This is a genomic window from Streptomyces sp. NPDC093544 (assembly GCF_040683495.1).
GTDB lineage: Bacteria > Actinomycetota > Actinomycetes > Streptomycetales > Streptomycetaceae > Streptomyces.
In genome coordinates this window covers 11,442-29,784 of record NZ_JBFBEA010000012.1, presented here as the reverse complement: position 1 = coordinate 29,784, position 18,343 = coordinate 11,442, and the positions used below count along the sequence as shown (strand labels likewise).

General features: G+C 69.5%; 17 protein-coding genes and 1 pseudogene. 10 read left to right on the top strand and 8 right to left on the bottom strand.

Going from position 1 to position 18,343, the window contains the following annotated elements; genetic code table 11:
• The first annotated feature begins 89 nt into the window (after positions 1-89).
• Genes AB0N66_RS19480 through AB0N66_RS19470 form a run of 3 tightly spaced genes read left to right on the top strand, consistent with a single transcriptional unit; the run spans position 90 to position 2,756 of the window.
• A complete protein-coding gene (locus AB0N66_RS19480; RefSeq protein WP_365436167.1) occupies positions 90-347 on the top strand; it encodes a hypothetical protein in 258 nt (85 codons plus the stop codon).
• Complete coding sequence (gene malQ, locus AB0N66_RS19475; protein WP_365436165.1) at positions 348-2,453, top strand: 4-alpha-glucanotransferase; 2,106 nt, start codon at positions 348-350, stop codon at positions 2,451-2,453.
• A 57-nt stretch (positions 2,454-2,510) separates the two neighbouring features.
• Positions 2,511-2,756, top strand: coding sequence for a hypothetical protein (locus AB0N66_RS19470; RefSeq protein ID WP_365436163.1), 246 nt, complete (start codon positions 2,511-2,513; stop codon positions 2,754-2,756).
• A gap of 151 nt (positions 2,757-2,907) precedes the next feature.
• Here AB0N66_RS19470 and AB0N66_RS19465 read toward each other — a convergent pair whose 3' ends face one another.
• Positions 2,908-3,495 carry a TetR family transcriptional regulator gene (locus tag AB0N66_RS19465; RefSeq protein WP_365436161.1) on the bottom strand — a complete coding sequence of 196 codons (588 nt, stop codon included), beginning with the start codon at positions 3,493-3,495 and terminating at the stop codon, positions 2,908-2,910.
• Between the two features lie 113 nt (positions 3,496-3,608).
• Between AB0N66_RS19465 and AB0N66_RS19460 the strand changes: the two genes are divergently transcribed.
• On the top strand, positions 3,609-5,138 hold the full coding sequence (locus tag AB0N66_RS19460; protein ID WP_365436159.1) for an FAD-dependent monooxygenase: 1,530 nt from the start codon (positions 3,609-3,611) through the stop codon (positions 5,136-5,138).
• A 223-nt stretch (positions 5,139-5,361) separates the two neighbouring features.
• Here the strand turns inward: AB0N66_RS19460 and AB0N66_RS19455 are convergent, their stop codons facing one another.
• The 6 genes from AB0N66_RS19455 to AB0N66_RS19430 form a co-directional block, all read right to left on the bottom strand.
• Positions 5,362-5,586 (bottom strand): ferredoxin, encoded by a 225-nt coding sequence (locus AB0N66_RS19455; protein WP_365436156.1) that lies wholly within the window; start codon positions 5,584-5,586, stop codon positions 5,362-5,364.
• Positions 5,583-7,817 carry an MMPL family transporter gene (locus AB0N66_RS19450; protein WP_365436153.1) on the bottom strand — a complete coding sequence of 745 codons (2,235 nt, stop codon included), beginning with the start codon at positions 7,815-7,817 and terminating at the stop codon, positions 5,583-5,585. The genes AB0N66_RS19455 and AB0N66_RS19450 overlap by 4 nt, the downstream gene beginning before the upstream one ends.
• A 33-nt stretch (positions 7,818-7,850) precedes the next feature.
• Positions 7,851-8,747 (bottom strand): SDR family NAD(P)-dependent oxidoreductase, encoded by an 897-nt coding sequence (locus AB0N66_RS19445; RefSeq protein ID WP_365436151.1) that lies wholly within the window; start codon positions 8,745-8,747, stop codon positions 7,851-7,853.
• A 49-nt stretch (positions 8,748-8,796) separates the two neighbouring features.
• On the bottom strand, positions 8,797-9,780 hold the full coding sequence (locus AB0N66_RS19440; RefSeq protein ID WP_365436148.1) for an aldo/keto reductase: 984 nt from the start codon (positions 9,778-9,780) through the stop codon (positions 8,797-8,799).
• A 135-nt stretch (positions 9,781-9,915) separates the two neighbouring features.
• Complete coding sequence (locus AB0N66_RS19435; RefSeq protein WP_365436145.1) at positions 9,916-11,112, bottom strand: MFS transporter; 1,197 nt, start codon at positions 11,110-11,112, stop codon at positions 9,916-9,918.
• Between the two features lie 24 nt (positions 11,113-11,136).
• A complete protein-coding gene (locus AB0N66_RS19430) occupies positions 11,137-12,387 on the bottom strand; it encodes a cytochrome P450 (protein WP_365436142.1) in 1,251 nt (416 codons plus the stop codon).
• Between the two features lie 183 nt (positions 12,388-12,570).
• Here AB0N66_RS19430 and AB0N66_RS19425 point away from each other — a divergent pair.
• A pseudogene (locus tag AB0N66_RS19425) lies at positions 12,571-12,843 on the top strand (helix-turn-helix transcriptional regulator); the annotation flags it as partial.
• Positions 12,844-12,852: 9 nt separating this feature from the next.
• The gene (locus AB0N66_RS19420) at positions 12,853-13,500 is read left to right on the top strand and encodes a hypothetical protein (RefSeq protein WP_365436793.1); all 648 of its coding nucleotides are present in this window, start codon (positions 12,853-12,855) and stop codon (positions 13,498-13,500) included.
• Positions 13,501-13,557: 57 nt separating this feature from the next.
• Here AB0N66_RS19420 and AB0N66_RS19415 read toward each other — a convergent pair whose 3' ends face one another.
• The gene (locus tag AB0N66_RS19415; protein ID WP_365436140.1) at positions 13,558-14,421 is read right to left on the bottom strand and encodes an SDR family NAD(P)-dependent oxidoreductase; all 864 of its coding nucleotides are present in this window, start codon (positions 14,419-14,421) and stop codon (positions 13,558-13,560) included.
• 259 nt (positions 14,422-14,680) lie between these two features.
• On the opposite strand from AB0N66_RS19415, the gene AB0N66_RS19410 reads away from it, so the two are divergent.
• The 4 genes from AB0N66_RS19410 to AB0N66_RS19395 are packed head-to-tail and all read left to right on the top strand — an operon-like array spanning position 14,681 to position 18,298.
• The gene (locus tag AB0N66_RS19410) at positions 14,681-15,646 is read left to right on the top strand and encodes a phosphotriesterase-related protein (RefSeq protein WP_365436137.1); all 966 of its coding nucleotides are present in this window, start codon (positions 14,681-14,683) and stop codon (positions 15,644-15,646) included.
• 20 nt (positions 15,647-15,666) lie between these two features.
• A complete protein-coding gene (locus tag AB0N66_RS19405; RefSeq protein ID WP_365436134.1) occupies positions 15,667-16,026 on the top strand; it encodes a hypothetical protein in 360 nt (119 codons plus the stop codon).
• Positions 16,023-16,673, top strand: a complete 651-nt coding sequence (locus AB0N66_RS19400; RefSeq protein ID WP_365436131.1) for an HAD family phosphatase — start codon at positions 16,023-16,025, stop codon at positions 16,671-16,673. Before AB0N66_RS19405 ends, AB0N66_RS19400 begins: the two co-directional genes overlap by 4 nt.
• The gene (locus AB0N66_RS19395) at positions 16,670-18,298 is read left to right on the top strand and encodes an FAD-dependent monooxygenase (protein ID WP_365436129.1); all 1,629 of its coding nucleotides are present in this window, start codon (positions 16,670-16,672) and stop codon (positions 18,296-18,298) included. The genes AB0N66_RS19400 and AB0N66_RS19395 overlap by 4 nt, the downstream gene beginning before the upstream one ends.
• Positions 18,299-18,343: the final 45 nt, after the last annotated feature.

Here is an 18,343-nt window from a genome sequence, read left to right as displayed (position 1 = left end):
TCTGCCGTCGCGCCCTCTGGGTAGGGCTGCGGTGAACCCGCACAGAGCCCGGGAGGTCCTGGGCCGCCGTACGACGACAAGGAGCCCTCGTGGCCGCTTCGGCACACCTTCTGCTCTCGGCCCTCTCCAAACGCGGGGCGGAGCCGTCCGCCGATCTTCGGGGTCCCTACCTGCGTGAGGACCCGCATCTGTGTGTCTTCAGCGCGGAGGGCACCTGCGCCGAGACGCCGCTGACCAGCGAACCCCCGCTCCCCGACGCCGAGCCGCTGACCAGCGAGCCGCCGCTGGCCGACGCGGCGCACCTGACGAGCGAGCCCACCTCCACCGGCGCCGCGTCGGGGATCTAGATGGCACGACCTGAGGACCCGCTCCCGACGCCCCTGTCCCGGCTCGCCGGACTTCATGGCGTCGCCGCCTTCTACAGCCCGTCCCCGGACCGTACGGTCGCGGCCTCGGACACCGCGGTCGTCGCGGCCCTTGCGGCGCTCGGCGTCGACGCGAGCACGCCGGAGGCCATCGCCGCCGCCCTCGCGTCCCAGGAGGCCCAGGTGCGGGACCGGCTGCTGCCGCCGACCGTGGTGTGCTGGGGCGGCCGAGTACCGGAGGAACTGGCCGGGCTGCCGGACGGCACGCGCGTCCGCATCGACACCGAACAGGGCGAGACCCGCGCGTCCGCCGAACAACTCCCGCTCGGCGTCCACGCGTTGCACGCCACCGCCCCCGACGGCCGCACCGCCGACGTCCACCTCGTGGTGGCCCCCGCCCGACTCCCCGCGCCGCCCGGACGCACGTACGGACTCCTTGTCCAGCTCTACTCGCTCCTCTCCCGCCGCTCCTGGGGCATGGGCGACCTGGGCGACCTCGCCGAGCTCACCGCCTGGGCGGGCCGCGCACTCGGCGCCGGATTCGTGCAGGTCAACCCGTTGCACGCGGCCGTACCCGGCGCCCCCACCGACCCCTCCCCGTACCGGCCATCCTCCCGCCGCTTTCCGGACCCGGTCCATCTGCGGGTCGAGGACATCCCGGAGTTCGCCTACGTCGACGACCGCGACCAGATCCGTACGCTGCTGGAACGCGCCGACCGACTCCGTGAATCCGTGCTGCACAAGGGCGCGTTGATCGACCGCGACGCCGTGTGGGAGCTCAAGCGCGAGGCGCTGGAACTGGTGCGCGAGGTGCCGCTCGGGCCCGGGCGACGGGCCGCGTACGTCGACTTCCTCGCCGAGGAGGGCGAGGCGCTGGAGGACCACGCCACCTGGTACGCGCTCGCCGAGGTGTACGGCTCCCGGTGGCAGCAGTGGCCCGCCGACCTGCGCGACCCGCGCTCGCCCGAAACCGCCCGCGCCCGCGGCGAGTTGATGGACCGCGTCGACTTCTACAGCCGCCTCGCCTGGCTCACCGACGCCCAACTCGCCACCGCCCAGCGGTCGGCACGCGACGCGGGCATGGCCGTCGGACTCGTCCACGACCTCGCCGTCGGGGTGCATCCGGACGGGGCCGACGCCTGGGCCCAGCAGGACTACTTCGCGGCGGGCATGTCGGTCGGCGCACCCCCGGACGCCTTCAACGCGCGCGGCCAGGACTGGGGCCTGCCGCCCTGGAGACCGGACCGCCTGGCCGAGTCCGGCTACGCCCCCTACCGCCGCCTCCTGCGCGCCCTCCTCCGCTACGCGGGCGCCCTGCGTATCGATCACGTCATGGGCCTGTTCCGGCTCTGGTGGGTCCCGCAGGGGCAGCCGCCCACGGAGGGGACGTACGTCCGCTACGACGCCGAGGCGATGCTCGCGATACTGACCCTGGAGGCCTCACGCGCCGGGACGCTGGTGATCGGCGAGGACCTCGGCACCGTCGAACCGGGGGTCCGCGAGACGCTGCACGAGCGCGGGGTGCTCGGCACGTCCGTGCTGTGGTTCGAACGGGACTGGGGCGGCGACGGGCTGCCGCTTCCCCCCGAACGCTGGCGCGCCGACTGCCTGGCCACCGCGACCACCCACGATCTCCCGTCCACCGCCGCCAGACTCACCGGCGAACACGTCGAACTCCGCGACCGGCTCGGCCTGTTGATGGGCACCTTGGAGGAGGAACGGGCCGCCGCGGCCGCCGATACGGCGGAGTGGCTGGCGCTGCTGGCCCGGCTCGGGCTGCTCCAGGGCGCGACCGGTGGGCTCTCCATGGTGTCGGAGGAGGCCGAGATCCAGGCCGTCCACCGGTTCCTGCTGCGTACCCCGGCCCGCATGATCGGCGTCTGGCTCCCGGACACGGTCGGCGACCGCCGCCCGCAGAACCTGCCGGGCACGTGGGACCAGTACCCCAACTGGCGGCTGCCCATCGCCGACGCGGAGGGGCGGCCGGTGACGCTGGAGGAGTTGGCCGCCTCGCCCCGGTTGCATGCGTTGATCGATGTGCTGCGGGGCCGAGCGGGAGATGCCGGGCACGCGGGCGGGAGTCGCTGAGACCTCGTACGGCACCCCGGGCGCGCGGCTCACCGGGGCGTTCGCTACGTTGGCACCGTGGACAAGAAGAACGCCCTGCGCGCCGGCGCCCTGGCTGCCGGTACGACGCTGATGATGCTGCTCATGACGTCTCCCGCGCTCGCGCTGACCCGCGACGACGGTGACGACCCCGGCACGGGCCTGAGCGTGATCGACACGCTGGGGCTCTTCGTCGCCGCTCCGCTCCTGCTGTTCGCGGTCATCGCCGGCCTGGTGATGGTTCTCGACAAGTCCGACAAGAACTTGGGCCAGAAGCGGAGCTAGAAGCAGGGCTGGACGCGGGGCTGGTCGCGGCCCGCTTTCTGCCGTCTCTGTCTCCATCTTCGTTTCCGTCGAGGGAGTTCGTGCACCCGTTGGGGTCCGCGGACTCCCTCGACGTGTTTCCCGGGCCCGGTGGCGGGCCCACCGATGCTCGCTACGGGTTCGGCGCCGTCAGATACCGCTGCACCGTCGGTCCCAGCCACACCACGATCTCCTCGCGGGACAGCGCGACGGTCGGCGGGAACCGCAGGACGTAACGGGTGAGCGCCAGTCCGAGCAGCTGTGAGGCGCAGAGCGCGGCCCGGGTCGGCGCCTGCTCGGGATCGGGGCAGGCGCGCAGGGCGATTGGCGCGATCTGGTCCCTGAAGACGCCCTGCATCCGCTCGGCCCCGGCCTCATTGGTGACGCCGACGCGGAGCATCGCGGTGAACACCTCGTTCCGCTCCCAGAGGTCGAGGAAGTGGCCGACCAGGACGCGGCCCACGTCGTGCGGATCCATTTCCTGCGGATCCGGCAGCCGCAGATCGACGTCGAGGACGGCGGCGAACAGCCCCTCCTTCGAGCCGTAGTAGCGCATCACCATGGACGGATCGATCCGCGCCTCCTTGGCGATGGCGCGGATCGTGGCGCGCTCGTAGCCGTCGGCCGCGAAGCGCTCGCGGGCGGCGGCGAGGATCGCGGTGCGGGTGGCGTCGGAGCGGCGGGGGGAGCCTGCGCTCGCGGGGGGTTCTTTTACGGCCATGCCAACAACCGTAGGCCAACAGCTGTTGACAGTCCAGTGAGGCCGCCTTATGTTTGCAAACGAGCGTTGGCCAACAAGTGTTGACCAGCAAGCGTTGGCATCAGGAGGTCGCCATGAACGGCAAGACCCGCTCCACCGAGTCTGCGGAATCTGCTGAGTTCGCTGAGCCCAGCGCCGTCATCGTCGTCGGCTCCGGTCCCACCGGCCTTCTGCTGGCCGGTGACCTCGCCACCGCCCACGTCCCCGTCACCCTCGTCGAGAAGCGCCCGCAGAAGATCAGCAACCTCTCCCGCGCCTTCGTTCTGCACGCCCGCACCCTGGAGCAGCTCGACGTCCGCGGCCTCGCCGACGGCCTGGAGTCCAAGGGGCAGACCCTCGACCGTATCCGGCTCTTCGGGCGGCTCAACGTCGCGCTCGACACCCTTCCGTCCCGTTTCAAGCACCTCCTCGTCATCCCGCAGTACGAGGTGGAGAAGGCGTTGCGGCGGCGGGCGGAGGAGGCCGGGGTGCGGTTCGTGTACGAGACCGAGGTGACCGGGCTGAGCCAGGACGCGGACGGGGTGAACCTCGAAGTCCGGGGCGCCGACGGGGAGCCGGCGGAGCTGCGGGCCGCGTACGTCGTGGGTACGGACGGGATTCGCAGTGCCGTCCGTGACGCGATCGGGCTGCCGTTCCCCGGTAAGTCGGTCATCCGGTCCGTCATCCTCGCGGACGTACGGCTCGACGAGCAGCCGGAGAACGTCCTGACCGCAGACGCCAACGGTGACGCCTTCGCCTTCATCGCACCCTTCGGCGACGGCTACCACCGCGTGATCGGCTGGCGTCGCGGACTCGACGTCCCCGACAGCGAGCCGGTCGAGCTCGAAGAGCTCAGGGAGATCGTCCGGCTCGCCCTCGGCCGCGACTACGGCATGCGCGACGCCCGCTGGATGTCCCGTTTCCACAGTGACGAGCGCCAGGCCCCGGCGTACCGGGTGGGCCGCGTGTTCCTCGCCGGCGACGCCGCCCACGTGCACACCCCGGCCGGTGGTCAGGGCATGAACACCGGCCTTCAGGACGCGGCGAACCTGAGCTGGAAACTCGCGTCGGTCATCAACGGCCATGCGGACAACGGCCTGTTGGACACCTACCAGGCCGAGCGCCACCCCGTCGGCAAGGCGGTGCTGCGCAGCAGCGGCGGCATCGTGCGGCTCGCGATGGCCAAGTACCCCTGGACGCTGGCGTTCCGTGCCGTCATCACCACGTTTCTGAACCACGTCGGCCCCGCCGGCCGCAAGGCCGCGGGCCAGATCACGGGCATCGGGTACCGGTACGAGGCGCCGCGCGGCTCACACTCCCTCGTCGGCACGCGCGTACCGGACGTCGCTCTGGAGAGCGGCCGTCTCTACGAGGCCCTGCACGGCGGCAGGTTCGTCCTCGTCGTGCCGGGGGCGACCGCGCCGTCGTACGAGGTCGGGGAGTACGAGGGCCGCAAGGACCGCCTCGCCGTGGAGAGTTGGGCGAGTGGTCGGCGTACGACCTTGCTGGTGCGGCCCGATGGGTATGTGGCCTGGGCCGCGGAGTCGCCGGACGCGGACACCGTCGAGGCGGCGCTCACCGCGGCGCTGGGCCGCCAGGTCCTGGCTGGTCGGGCCCGTCAGTAACTGGCGCGGCAGGCAGGGCGGGGCTGGATCGGTTACGTCCGGCCGCTGAGACTCTCCGCCGTTTCCAGAACGCCGAGCTCGCCCATACCGCCTGGTCGACGCCGTCCACTGAGCTCCGGCGGGCGCTTGCCTCCGACACAAGTACCGGAAGAGACCCGCGAAAACACCTGTCCCGGCCCTGGTGAACAGGGCCGGGACAGGGGGGTTCGCGCCGCTGCGGGGGTCAGGGCGCGAAGATCTCACCACCGTCGGTGGTCCGCAATGCGATGGCGGCCGCGGGGCAGTTCTCCGCCGCCTCCATCAGGTCGTCGGAGGCATCCACGGTGCCCTTGGGCCCCACCGCCCGGCCGGCCGTGTCCAGCGCGAAGACATGGGGCGCGGAGCCGGCGCACAGTCCGGAGCCGACACACACCGCCGACTCCACCTGCACGGTCCAACGGTCGCTCATACCGACTCACTCACCTTGGCCGACTCCGGTTCACGCTGTTCGCCCTCGCTGATGCCGAAGCGACCGTGCACACGGCGCAACGGGCCCGGCGCCCACCAGTTGGCGCGGCCGAGCAGCTGCATCACCGAGGGGACGAGGATGCCGCGGACCACGATCGCGTCCATCAGAACGGCGAGGGCGAGTCCGAGTCCGAGCATCTTGACGTTGGTGATCTGCGAGGTGCCGATGGCGATCAGCACGACGGACAGCACGGCCGCCGCCGCTGACACGACGCCACCGCTGCGCTGCAGGCCGAAGACGATCGCCTTGGTGGTGTTGCCCGTTCTGTCGTACTCCTCCTTGATCCGGGAGAGCACGAACACCTCGTAGTCCATGGACAGTCCGAAGGCCACACAGAACATCAGTACCGGCAGGGTGGCCGGGATGAAGCCGGTGACCGTGAAGTCCAGTGCGCCGCTGAAATGACCGTCCTGGAACACCCAGACCAGGGCGCCGAAGGTGGCGCTGAGGCTGAGGGTGTTGAGCACCACGGCCTTGATGGGGACGACGACACTGCCGGTCATCAGGAAGAGCAGCACCATGGTGACCCCGACCATCGCCGCCAGGGCGTAGGGCAGCCGGTCGGCGAGGGTGTCCTGGGTGTCGACCAGCTCCGCCGCGCCGCCCGCCACACTCACCGGGAAGGGGCTGTCCACGTCCCGGATCTCCCTCACCAGGTGCTGGCTCTCCGACGAGACGTCCTCGAGCGAGGGGATCACGTCGAGATAGGTGGCCGAGCCGTTCGCGGTGGTGAAACGCTCCTGGGCGGGACCGGCGGCCTGGGTCTGCTGCCCCTTCTCGTAGACGCCGGCCGCGGAGTCGACCCGGACCACGCCGTCGAGCTTCGACAAGGTCGCCGCGTAGCTGCCGATGGCGTCCGGCTCGGCGGCCGCGCCTGTGGTGACGACGTTGAGCACGCCGGTCGGACGGGAGTCGAACTGGTCCCGGATCACCTGGTGGACCTGGTGTGTCTCGGCGCTGCTGGGGAGCTGGCGGTCGTCGATATTGCCGAACGTGACGCCGAGGAACGGCAGTCCGAGGGCGATCAGCAGCGCCGAGGCCGTGACCGCGAAGACCACCGGGCGCTTGACGACGGCCTCACCGATCCGGCGCCACCGGCGGCCGGAAGCCTCCGCGGCCGGTGCGCTCCCGCCGCGGCGCGAGAAGAGCTTGGCGAGGTCGAGCGAGTCGATCCGCCGGCCCAGTAGGAACAGCATCGCGGGAAGCACCAGCAGGGCGGCCGTTGCGGCGATCAGGACCACCGAGATGCCGCCGTAGGCGAAGGACCGCAAGTAGTACATCGGGAAGAGGAGCATCGCGGAGAGCGCGACGGCCACGGTGAGCGCGGAGAACGCGACGGTACGGCCCGCCGTCGCCAACGTGGTGCGGATGGCGTCCGCGGGTCGGGCGCCGCCGTGCAGTTCCTCGCGGTAGCGGCGCACGATGAACAGCCCGTAGTCCACGGCGAGTCCGAGTCCGAGGGCCGTGGTCAGATTCAGTGCGAAGACCGATACGTCGGCGAAGCCGGTGATGACCCGCAGCGACAGGTTGGTACCGATGATGGCGATCAGGCCGATGACGACCGGGAGCAGGGCGGCGACCGCGCTGCGGAAGACCAGCACCAGAATGAGGAGGGTCAGCGGCAGGGCGATGAGTTCCGCCCTGGCCAGGTCCTTCTTGCTCTGCTCCTCCACCTCGGCACGGATCTGGGCGGCGCCGCCGATGGTGACGTCCAGCGCACCGGAGGAACCACGGAACTCCGGGGCGAGCGCCTCAAGGGTTTTGTCGGCCTGGGTGTCGGTGCCCGCGATATGGGCGACGATCAGGCCGTAGGTGCCGTCAGCGCTGCGCAGGGCGGGTGCCTTGCTCGGCCAGTACGAGTTGACGCCCTTGATCGAGTCCGTGGCCGCCAGCCGGTCGGTGAGCCGCTTGCCCTCGGCGGTCGCGGCTGCCGAGTCCACTCCTCCCTCGGCCTTGACGAGCAGCGCGAGGTTGGGGCGCCCGGCGGAGAAATCCCGGTCCAGGAGCTCGGCGGCCTGCGACGACTCCGCTCCGGGGTCGGTCGTGCCGCCGCTTTGCAGCCGGTCGGCCACCCCGCCGCCGAGCACCACGGCGGCAGCGGCGAAGAGCAGCGCCAATATCAGGATGAGGCGTGGGCGTGCGGTGGTCAGCCGGGCCAGACGCTCAAACATTACGGTCCCCTCTGGGTGATTGATGGGTGCGTCTCAGGCACGGTGTGCGGGCTCACGCCGTCCGATGGCGAAGCTGCCCTTGCTCAGGCCCAGGGTGCGCAGCAGCAGTCCGTCGCGGCGTCGGTCGGACAGGATCCGCAGGAACGAAAGTGCCCGGGCGTCCTGGCCGATGAGATACCTGGTGGCCGGGCGGCGGGCCGTGATCGCCTTGAACACGACGGCAGCGGCCTTGTCGATCGCGGTGGCCTTCTGCTTCGCGGAGGCGGCCTGGGCGTCCTTGAGGGCCTGGGCGTAGCGGCGCTGTGCCTCGGGGCTCCCGGCCCAGCCGTCCTCGGCCGCGGACTTGTCGGCCTTGTTGAAGATCTCCGTCTCCAGCTGACCGGGCTCCACGAGACTCACCTGCACACCCTGGAACCGCAGTTCCATGCGCAGGGCATCGTTGAGCGAGGCGAGCGCTGCCTTGGAGGCGGCGACCGGTCCGAAGAACGGCACAGCGGTACGAGCGGTGACCGCGCCGATGTTGACGACCCGGCCGCCGGCGCTGACCAGCGCGGGCAGGAACGCTTGCGTCACAGCGATCTGTCCGAAGACATTGATCTCGAACTGCCTGCGCAGGGCGTGCAGTTGTACGAGCTCCACCGGGCCCTGCACGATGATCCCGGCATTGTTGACCAGGGCGTCAAGGCCGCGGCCGTCGAGCGTGGGAGCGAGGCTGTCGACGGCGGCGGCGATGGATGCCGGGTCGGCGACGTCGAGCACCACGGGCGTTACGGAGCCGAGTCCCACGGGCAGCCGGGAGATCGCCTCCTGGGTGCGTACAGCGGCGATCACATGCCAGCCCGCTGTCGTGAGTTTCTTGATGGTCGCGGCGCCGAGGCCGCCGGAAGCGCCGGTGACCAAGGCGATGGGGGCGGAAGAGGTGGGGCTCACGGGGCTGTCTCCGTCTCGTACTGGGGTGGCGGTGGGGGGAGCTTGGACTTCACTCCTCCTCCACCAGATGCATGAGCCCGGCCGGGAACCGCAGCCCCGCGAAAGCGCCGGGCGGGGCGATGGTCTCGATGCGGGCCAGGTCCTCGGCGGTGAGTTCCAGGCTGAGTGCCGTCGCGTTCTCCTCGAAGTCGCGCCGGGTCTGGCTGCCGGGTATGGGGACGACGTCCTGGGCGACGAGCCAGGCCAGCGCGAGCTGCGCGGTGCTGCACCCCTTGCTCAGGGCGAGTTCGCCGAGCCTGGCGACGATGGCGCCGTTGACGGCGAGATTGTCCGGCTCGAACCGCGGCAGGAATCGCCGCAGATCGTCAGGCGCCAGATCCTCGTCGCTGATGATCTGTCCGCCGAGCAGTCCTCGGCTGAGCGGCGCCCACGCGACGAAGCCGATGCCCAGTTCCCGGCAGGTCGGCAGAATCTTGTCCTCGACCCCTCGGCTGGCCAGGGAGTACTCGGTCTGGAGCACGGAGACGGAGTGGACGGCGTGCGCACGGCGAATGGTCTGCGCGCCCGCCTCGGACAGACCGATGAAGCGGGCCTTGCCCGCCGCCACGATCTCCGACAGCGCGCCGATCGAGTCCTCGACCGGCACCCTGGGGTCGATGCGGTGCAGGTAGTACAGGTCGACGTGGTCGGTACCCAGCCGCTTGAGGCTGGCGTCGACGGCTTTGCGGATATGGGCCGGCGAACCATCGAGCTCGACCCCGGTGCTGGTCCTGATCATGCCGCACTTGGTGGCGAGGGTCACCAGGTCACGTCGGCCGCCGGCGAGGGCCTTGCCGACGATCTCCTCGGAGACGCCGTTGCCGTACATGTCGGCCGTATCGAGGAAGTCCACGCCCAGGTCGATCGCCCGGTGGATCGTGGCGATCGACTCCGCGTCGTCGCGGTCGCCGTAGAACTCGGCCATACCCATGCAGCCGAGTCCCATCGCGGAGACCGCGAAGCCGGCCGCCAGCTCAACGCGGGGTACACCCATAATTCGACTCCGATTTCCTGAAAGGGATTTTCGATTTCCCGGAAATGACTTTACGGACCTAACTGGAATGGGCGCAATGGTGGTAAAACCAATAGCATCGGAAGCACCCCCGGAGCGCCCGTGGAACGCTGCAGGTCAGCGGCTGCGCAGGTGGAATGCCCAGGCCAGGACAGCTGCCCCGGAAAGTCCCGCGCCGAGTGCGCACACCGCGGGCCACCCCGAAGCGGAATAGACCACGGCGGCCGCAGTGGCCCCGCATGCGCCACCGAGAAAATAGGCCGTCATGTATACGGAGGTGACTCGTCCGCGAATCTCGGGAGCGAGGCCGTATATCTCGCTCTGATTGGTGATGTGCGCGCCCTGCACCATGAAGTCCAGGACGAAGGTCGCGAGTACGAGCATCGCGAGGTGGTGTGTGCCGCCCCAGGCCGGCAGGAAGGAGAGCGAGGCTCCGGCGAGCATGATTCCGGTGGGCCACGGACCCAGCCCACGGCTCGCCGCCCGGCCGGCGAGCACGGCAGCTGCCACGCCGCCGATGCCGACCAGGCTGAGCAGCCCCACCGCCCCGGAACCGTACTCGTACGGTTCCTCGGCGAGCAGGAAGGGCAGGGGTGTCCAGAACGCGGTGAACGCGGCGAACGTCAGCGCGCCGTACAGCGAGCGGTGCCGCAGGACGGCGTGCGAGCGCAGCAGCTTCGGCAGCGAGCGCAGCAGCTCCCCGTAACGCAGACCGGTCGGCCGGGACGCCACGGCCCTACGCGGCAGCCGCCTGCGCAGGACCTGGACGAGGACCGCCGACACGGCTGCCGAGCCGAAGTACACCGGCCGCCACCCGGCCTGCTCCCCGATCACCCCGGACAGGAAGCGGATCAGCAGGGAGCCGATCAGCACGCCGCTCATCACCGCGGCGACCACCCGCCCGCGCGAGGACTCCTCGGCCAGCGACGCCGCGAACGGCACCATGACCATGACCACCACGGACGACATCCCGACCAGCGCGGCCGCCGCGCACAGCACCGCGAGACCGGGGGCGGCGCCGGCCAGCAGCAGCGCCCCGCTCTCCGCGGTGAGGAGCACCAGCATCAGCCGCCGCTGGTCGACCATGTCGCCGAGCGGTACGACGAGTACGAGGCCGAGGGCGTACGCCGCCTGGGTCGTCACCACGACCATGCTCGCCGCGACGTGCGAGACACCGAGCCCGGCGGAGAGGGCGTCGAGAAGCGGTAGGGCGAGATAGAGATTGCCGACGGTCAGGCCGCAAGCGATCGCGAGCAGCGGAACCAGACCGCGCACTGCCGCTGTCCGTCCGGGTGCCGGTCCGGTGGGTTCCACGGAGGAGACCATGGGGCGCCGCCGTCAGTCGACACTGATAGGCAGGGACTCCACGCCACGCAGGGTCAGCCGCGGCCGGAATTCGATGTCCGCGCCGTCCGCCACCCGGAGTCGGGGGAACCTGGTGAGCAGCGTGCTGAACGCGATCTGCGCCTCCAGGCGTGCCAGCGAGGCGCCGAGGCAGTAGTGGATGCCCGAGCTGAACGACAGCACGGGGGCGTCGTTGCGGGTGACGTCGAACCGTGCCGGGTCCGGGTAGCGTCGGGGATCGCGGTGTGCGGCGCCGACGAGGGCCACCACCGAGGAGCCGTCGGGGATTTCCACCCCGCCGATCCGCACCGGGCCGTCGGTGACGCGGTTGCCGAGTTGGGTGGGGCTGTCGTAGCGGAGCATCTCCTCGACCGCGCCGGGGACCAGAGTGGGGTCGTCGCGCAGCTTGGCCATCTGGTCGGGGTGGCGGAGCAGGGCGAGCATGCCGTTGCCCAGAAGGTTGGTCGTCGTCTCGAAACCCGCGCCGAAGAGCAGGTTGCACATGCCGATCAGCTCGCCCTGGCTCAGCTTGTCCTGGCCGTCCTTGGCGGCGATGAGCGCGGAGAGCAGATCCTCGCCCGGACTCCTGCGGCGGCTCTCGACCAGACCGGCGAAGTAGTCGTCGGTGAACTGGGCGCCCTCGTCGCAGGCGGCCAGGGCCTCGGGGGTGAGCCCGAGTTCGTAGATGTCCTGGAAGGCGCGCATCGGGCCCTGGAGCGAGGGGAGATCCTCGTCGGGAAGACCCAGCATGCGGCCGGTGGCCATCGCCGGCAGCGGGAAGGCGAAATCCTTCATGTAGTCGAACCCGCCCGCGGCGTCGAGCTTGTCCGCGAGGTTGTCCACCATCTGGGCGATCTGCGGCCGCATTGCCTGGACCGCCCGGTTGGTGAAGGCGAACCCCGCGAGCTTGCGCAACCGAGTGTGGTCCGGGGGGTTGGCCCACAGCATGATGTTGGGCAGCCGGCGGAGCGCCGCGTGGCTCTCCCACTCGTCCTTGCCCACCCAGGGGGCGAAGACGCGGTACGGATCCTTGAGTGCGTGCTGCTCGCGGAGGAGGGTGTTCACATCGTCGTAGCCGGTGACCATCCAGTGTCCGAGCGCGGTGTGGTGCACCGGCGTGAGCTCCTGGATACGCTCGTAGCGGGGGTACGGATCCCGCAGACCTTCCGGGGTGAGGAACAGCTCTGCCAGCAGGCCGTCCACCTCGTCCGACACCGAGACCTCAGGTGCGATATCTGCTTCCACTTGCTTGCCTTCCGTGGTCTGCCCAGCGAATAACTGGATTGGGCTTCGGGTGCTCCTGCGTCGCTGCTGATGGATATCGTGGTCCATGATTCGGCTTCACTTGACGTTGGGAAAGGGTGCGGTAAACACTAGTAGCGCTAGCACCACTCATCCGCTACGCGGAAATAGCTGCGGGGGGCACTGATGAGTTCTTCGAAAAGCGAGCTCAGTCGTAAGGAGCTCGGTGACTTCATTCGGTCGCGTCGCCGAAAGGCAGATCCATTGGAAGCAGGAATTCCGAACCTGGGTCCAGCGGTCGGTCGGCGGCGCATTCAGGGGCTGCGCAGGGAGGAAGTGGCGCAGCTCTCCGGGGTCAGCCTCACCTGGTACACATGGCTGGAACAAGGAAGAAACATTAATGTCTCGCGACAGGTTCTCAACGGAATTGCTCGTGCTCTTGCCCTGGATCCGGCGGAGCGCGCTCACTTGTTCGTTCTTGCCGGAGAGGCGCCGCAGACCTCGAGTTCGCTGCGCGTCGAAGACGGCGTCGACGCCGGACTCCAGGGTTTCATCGACTTACTCAGTCCCAACCCGGCGCGAGTGATCAACCGGTGCTTCGACGTCGTCGCCTGGAACCGGGCGGAGGACGCGCTGCTGGGGCCCGCGCTGGGCGGCGGGCTGGGGCGGATCCCCCGGGCCCGGCGGAATCTGCTCTACATGGTGTTCATCGAGCCCCTCGCGCGCGAGATGCTCCCCGACTGGGAGCGCGAAGCGCGCTGGCTGACGGGGCTGCTGCGCGCCGAATCGGCCCATGAGCTGGGCAGTCCGCGCTTCATCGAGGTGGTGAACACCCTCGAGAGGTCCAGCCCGGAGTTCCGCGAGTGGTGGACCTCGCACGACGTGCAGAAGTTCACTCCCTCGACCCGCCGTTTCAACCACCCCGCGGTGGGCGTGCTCTCGCTCAACTACGTACGGCTGGCGGTCGAGGGGGACGAGGGGCGCAGCATCATCGCGCACTTCGCTCTTCCCGGATCGTCCGAGGAGGAACTGCTCGGAAGGCTGCTGGCCGCGGCCCCGGATGATGTCGCGGCCTCGGTTGCCGCCGACCCGGAGCCGGAGGGGTCCGAGGCCTGAGACGCCGGCTCGGCCCGAGGCCGGATGGTGGACGTCCGGCCGGGACCCGGCCGGACGTCAGAGGGTGAGCAGCTCGGGCGGTACGGTGCCGGGGCGGTCCGCCACGCCGGACTGCCCCAGCGCCACTTGCCACAGCTTGCGGCGGCCTGCCAGATCGTGGGCGAAGCCGTTGGGCTCGATGGCCTGCTGTTCGTTGAAGTAGGAGCCGCTGGTCCCCTCGAAAGCCTGGTCGGCGGCGAGTCGGACGATGTTGGCCGAACCGTAGCGGGTGCGATGCGGTGCGAAGACGAAAGTGCTGCGCACCATTTTGGTCGAGCACATGCCCGGGTGCAGGCTGTTGGCGCGCACCTGGGCGCCGGCCAGCCGTAGGGCGTACTCGTTGGTGAACGCGGTCAGGGCCAACTTGGACTGCGCGTACGCGGCCATCCGGTCCCAGTCGCGTTCGAGTTGGAGATCGTCCCAGTGGATCTTGCCCCAGCCCTGGGCGACCGAGGAGACGTTCACCACGCGTGCGGGCGCGGAGGACGTCAGCAGGGGAGTCAGCCGCAAGGTCAGGGCGAAGGCCGCGAGAAAGTTCACCTGCCACTCCAACTGGAGGCCGTCCGCGCTGACCCTGCGGGTGCGGGCGCTGCGATTGGGGGTGGCCACGCCCGCGTTGTTGACCAGGACGTCCAGCCGTCCCTGCGTGTTCAGTACTTCGTCGGCGAGCCCGTGCACCTCGTCCAGCCGTGAGAGGTCGGCGGTGACCGAGCTGCCGCCGCCCGACGCCTTGCGTACGTCATCAAGGGCGGCGGCCACCTTCCGGGGATCGCGCCCGTGCACCACGACGTGCCAGCCCTGTTCGGCGAGCAGCTTCGCGACCCCTCGGCCGAGGCCGTCGGTGCTCCCGGTCACCAGCGCGACCCTTTCCGTGTCTGCCACTGCGGCCCTTCCTTAAAAGATCGCCATGCGAGCACTTAGATTCAGTGAGAACGCTTTTACTCCCCGATTATCCCGCCCTCGCGGGGCGGCTACAAGGTCACCGGCTGCACTATTGGTAACACCACCCCCAAGGCGTCCGAAAAAGGTTGACAAGGCGAGGGGCGATCATGCAACCGTAGGGTTCAACAGCCGAAATCAAACGTGATCAGAAAGCCGGGGGCAGCAAATGGGGGACGCTCATTCTTTGCATCCAGTGATAGTGGAAACCGTGGCGGGCGGAATTCCGGTTGATCAGCTCGGTGTGACCTTGATGCATGAGCACGTATTTGTGCTCAGCACCGAAATTCAGAAGAATAACCCACAGCTGTGGGACGAAGAAAAGCAAATCGACAACGCTGTCGCAAAGCTGACAGCCGCTGCCGAGCGGGGCGTCAGGACGATTGTCGATCTGACCGTTCTCGGACAGGGGCGCTATCTTCCGCGGATCAAGAAAGTGGCCGCGCGGGTACCCCTCAACATCGTTGTGGCGACCGGCGTCTACACCTACAACGACGAGCCGATGTACTTCGCCTTCCGCGGTCCGGGCCGGGTCTTCGAGGGCCCCGACCCGATGACCGAGCTCTTCGTCCGTGACATCACCGAAGGCATCGGTGACACCGGGGTCAGGGCCGCTGTGCTCAAGGTCGCCACCGAGACCGAGGACCTGCCCGAAGGGGTCGAGCGGGTGCTGCGGGCCACGGCCCAGGCCCACCGCGAGACCGGCGCGCCGATCCAGACCCACAGCAACGCCCTGGTGCGCAACGGCTTGTTGCAGCAGAAGGTGTTCGCGGAGGAAGGCGTCGACCTGACCCGGGTCGTCATCGGCCACTCCGGTGACACCGATGACATCGGCTACCTGCGCGAACTGCTCGAGGCCGGCTCGTACCTGGGCATGGACCGGTTCGGCATGGAGTTCATCGCCTCTCTGGAGCAGCGTGTGGAGACCGTGGCCGAGCTGGTCCGGCTGGGGTACACCGATCAGCTGGTGCTCTCCCACGACTGTCCGTGCTTCCTGGACTACCTCACCGAAGAGCAGCGCGAACTGGTTGCGCCGTCCTGGGACTACACCCACATCCACAACGATGTGCTCCCGGCGCTGAACAAGGCCGGAGTCGACAACGAGCGGATCCACACCATGCTCGTCGACAATCCGCGGCGCATCTTTTCCGGTAACGCTCCCTACTGACTGCTCAGGAGCCCCGTTCCATGTCGGAGCACACAGAGAACGCAGCCCTGCCCGCAGGCCCTTGGGAGGAACTCCTGACGCCGCTGTGTCTGGACACCCCCCTGGTGAAGGCCTGGGTCGAAAAGGTCCCGCCGGGCGGCAGCCGCCCGCTGCACACCCACCGCAAGCCGTGGACGACCGTGGTGCTCCATGGCGCCAAGGTCCGCTCCGTGGGCGCGGACGGCAAGGTGATCCGGGAGGGAGAACTCCCGGACGGCATCGTGCTGTACAACCCCGCGGACCAGCCGCTGTGCCACCAGATGTTCAACACCGGCGACACCGAACTCGTGATGATCGGTATCCAGCTCGAATTCGCCCCGCCCGCCCAGGAGTCGTCGTGACGATCAGGATCGTTGTCGTCGACTACGGGGGCGTACTCACCAATCCCCTCGTGGAGACCTTCACCGAGTTCGCGACGCTGGTCGGCCTGGGTGTCGAGGAGCTCTTCGGCGCCTTCGCGGCCGCCACTCAGCGGTACGGACAGACCCCGATGGCCGATCTGGAGACCGGTGCCATCACCGAGCACCAGATGGTGCTGCGGATCCTCGCCGAACTGCCCAGGGGTCACGGCGGCGCGCTGGACGGCCGGCCCTTCGGCGAACTGTGGTTCCGCGGCCGCCGCCCCAACGAACCGTTCGTCTCCTTCCTTCGCACGCTGAAGGGCGAGGGATACGAGCTCGCCATGCTCACCAACAACGTCCGCGAATGGGAGCCGCGCTGGCGCGCCCAGCTTCCCGTGGACGAGCTGTTCCGCCTGGTCGTGGACTCGCACAAGGAAGGCGTACGCAAGCCCTCCCCGGAGATCTACCAGATCCTGCTGTCCCGGCTCGGCGCCGAGCCGGCGGAATGCCTGTTCGTCGACGACACCGAGGAGAACGTCGAGGCGGCCCGTGCCCTCGGCATCCCCTCGGTGCTCTTCACCGACACCGACTCAGGCGTTCACGAGATACGCCTCGCCCTCAAGTCCGATGGAGGTACCGCACGATGACGCCGGACATCCTGATCGTCGGCGCCGGACCGACCGGCCTGACCACCGCCTGCACTCTGCTCGGCCTCGGTGTGCCCTGCCGCGTCGTGGACAAGCGCGAGGGACCGGGCGAGGCCCCCAAGGCGCTGATCCTGTGGAGCGGCGCACTGGAGTGCCTGCACCGGATCGGAGTCGCCGAGGAGCTGGCGGCAAAAGCGCTGCCGCTTGCCGGAGCCGCGTACTTCTCACGTAAGAAGCGCATCGGCGGCATGCGGTTCGGAGGAATCGAGGGCACCGCCTTCCCCAACCCGCTGTGCGCACCGCAGCCGCTCACCGAGAACGCGCTCTACGCCCGGCTGTTGGAGCTCGGCGGCTCCGTGGAGTGGGAGACCGAGGCGATCGGCGTCACCAACGGTGACGACTCCGCACGGGTGGCCCTGCGGCTCCCGAGCGGATCGGTGGAGCGGGTCAAGCACTCCTGGGTGGTGGCGGCGGACGGCACACACAGCAAGGTGCGCGACAGTGTCGGAATCGCCGTCGAGGGCCACACCTACGACCGGGTGTTCCTGCTCGGCGACGGCTATGTGGACGGCCCCGCCCCGAAGGACGAGGCGCAGTACCACATCACTCCCGAGGGCGTACTGGTGCTTGTACCGCTGCCGGGCGGCGGACACCGGGTCTTCTTCGACATCCCCGCCGACGGGGAGACCGAGCCGCCCTCGGACGCACAGCTTCAGTTCCTCCTCGACGAGCGTGGCCCCGGCGACCTGCGGCTGCGCGCCACCTGGTGGTCCAACCGCTTCCAGGTGCACGCCAAGGTCGCTCCGCGATTCCGCGAGGGCCGGGTGTTCCTCGCCGGCGACGCGGCCCACGCGCACAGCCCTGCCGGCGGCCAGGGCCTCAACACCGGCGTCCAGGACGGCTATGCCCTGGGCTGGAAACTCGCGGCGGTGCGGCGCGGTGTCGACCCCGCTCTCCTCGACAGCTACGAGGCCGAGCGCCGGCCCGCGTCCGTGCAGGCGGTGAAGAACGCGGACCAGCAGACCCGTATGTGGCTGCTGCGCAACCCGATGGCCAGGGCCATGCGCGACGCGACCATGCAGTCCATGTCCCGGCGGGGTCTGATGGAGAAGCAGTTGCTGCCGCAGCTCGCCCAGCTGGACCTGGACCACTCCGGGAGCCCGGCCGTCGCCGACCTGCCCGGCTCGGGCGCCGTACCCCGCGCGATCCGGCTCGGCCGGCGAATGCCCGACACCCCCTTCACATCGGCGCACGGTGCGAAGACGGACTCGTTGCACGGGTACCTCAGCGCGGGACGCCACACCCTGCTCGCGTACGGGGACCGTTCGGCCGGTGAGATCGCCGCCCGGGCGCTGTCCGCGCTGCGCAGTCGCGACGTACGGGATGCCGTCGACGTGCTCTGGATCCGGCCCGCCGACGAGCCGGCGGAAGCCGGGGACGACGCTGCCGAAGCCTGGTGCGACACCGCGCGCGCCGAAGGGCCCGGTTTCGGTCCGGCCCAGGCGGCGCCCTGGCTCGTATACATCCGTCCCGATGGCACCGTCGGCGCGCGGTCCGGTATCGCCGGAGTCATGGAGCTGTTGGAGCGCCTGCCGTCCAGGCCCGGCGCGCGCCTCGCCTCGTGATCCGTCCCCGTCCCGTAACCGACGTGAGCACCGTGAAGGGATAGA

What these genes read in the sequence shown, in the direction of transcription:
- malQ (WP_365436165.1), top strand. Translation starts at nt 348, where the DNA reads ATGGCACGACCTGAGGACCCGCTCCCGACGCCCCTGTCCCGGCTCGCC.
- AB0N66_RS19465 (WP_365436161.1), bottom strand. Translation starts at nt 3,495, where the DNA reads ATGGCCGTAAAAGAACCCCCCGCGAGCGCAGGCTCCCCCCGCCGCTCC.
- AB0N66_RS19460 (WP_365436159.1), top strand. Translation starts at nt 3,609, where the DNA reads ATGAACGGCAAGACCCGCTCCACCGAGTCTGCGGAATCTGCTGAGTTC.
- AB0N66_RS19455 (WP_365436156.1), bottom strand. Translation starts at nt 5,586, where the DNA reads ATGAGCGACCGTTGGACCGTGCAGGTGGAGTCGGCGGTGTGTGTCGGC.
- AB0N66_RS19450 (WP_365436153.1), bottom strand. Translation starts at nt 7,817, where the DNA reads ATGTTTGAGCGTCTGGCCCGGCTGACCACCGCACGCCCACGCCTCATC.
- AB0N66_RS19440 (WP_365436148.1), bottom strand. Translation starts at nt 9,780, where the DNA reads ATGGGTGTACCCCGCGTTGAGCTGGCGGCCGGCTTCGCGGTCTCCGCG.
- AB0N66_RS19405 (WP_365436134.1), top strand. Translation starts at nt 15,667, where the DNA reads ATGTCGGAGCACACAGAGAACGCAGCCCTGCCCGCAGGCCCTTGGGAG.
- AB0N66_RS19395 (WP_365436129.1), top strand. Translation starts at nt 16,670, where the DNA reads ATGACGCCGGACATCCTGATCGTCGGCGCCGGACCGACCGGCCTGACC.